The sequence below is a fragment of the Herbiconiux daphne genome (assembly GCF_024979295.1).
In the GTDB taxonomy this organism is placed as follows: Bacteria; Actinomycetota; Actinomycetes; order Actinomycetales; family Microbacteriaceae; genus Herbiconiux; species Herbiconiux daphnes.
The window spans coordinates 1-1,152 of record NZ_JANLCJ010000124.1 but is presented as its reverse complement, the minus strand read 5'-3'; the positions used below and the strand labels follow the sequence as shown (position 1 = coordinate 1,152).

At 40.6% G+C, this 1,152-nt stretch carries 1 protein-coding gene; it reads left to right on the top strand.

The window, feature by feature from the left end; translation table 11 throughout:
* Positions 1 to 1,152 (top strand): hypothetical protein (locus tag N1032_RS23500; protein WP_259542780.1); only part of this gene is annotated, 1,152 nt, incomplete at both ends.

Below are 1,152 nucleotides of genomic sequence, written 5' to 3'. Positions count from 1 at the left end.
TTGGAGCCGCCATTCAAGATAAAGAAATGGCAGCAACAGCTTTCGCATCTTACATTGGTAAGGTGGTGGAAGATACTGTTCGCTTCTATCCAATGTTATCAGTGGCAGAAGTGGAGTGGAAGAAACGTTATGAGAAAGCGTGGCAGACACGTAGTGATTCTCATCATAAGCGTGAGTTCGTTAAACGCGCTGAAGAACAGCGAGTTAAGGATGGTGTAATTCCTGAATGGAAAGAATGGACAACAGAGCAGAAGATTGCAGTTGGATATTTCTTCATCAACCTGATTAAGATTGGAACTGATGGAGCATTCAGAACTGAGAACCGTTCTAATAACTCAGGCAAGAAGTTTGATTACACATTGAAAATCTTTATTGATGACCAATGGGTAGAAGAGATTGTTAAAGAAGGGTTCCATCTTTCTTCACTGTCTCCAAACTATATGCCAATGGTTATCCCTCCAAAGCGTTGGACATCATTTAACAGTGGTGGTTATTGGTCAGTTGGTGGGCGTAAGCATCCATTCATCTCATCTTATAAACATCGTAACATTGTTAAACGTCAGGTGAAATGTGATATGCCTGATGTATATGAAGCTGTTAATATTATTCAAGAAACTTCTTTGAAAGTAAACCAGTATATCTTACAGGTCTTGAAAGATGTATCAGCGAGTCACGCAGTAGGGAGTGTTCTTATTGAGAATGGAAAGACGTGGGCTTTAACTGAAGTTCCTTTTGTTCTGCATAAGCAGAAGTTCAGGGAGTTGGTTGTTAATAACCCAGATGGACGACCAACCAAAGAACAGATTGATGAGTATCGTAAAGAAGCTCATCGTCTTAAAGCAAATGAACGTGGAGTTATTGCTCGTCGTCGTGACATTGATAAGGTGATTGGGTTAGCTGATAAGTTTATTCAGTATCCAGCATTCTATATCCCACATCATTGTGATTTCCGTGGTCGTGTTTATCCAGCAGTCAATGGTGAACTTCATCAACAACGTGATGATGTGTCTAAATCACTTATCTATTGTGCTGAAGGTAAGCCAATGGGTGAACGTGGTTGGTATTGGTTACGTGTTTGTTGTGCTTCTCTTGGTGAGAAAGGTGAGACAAAGAATGCTCATCCAGATGTTCGAGCCAAATGGGTAATGGACA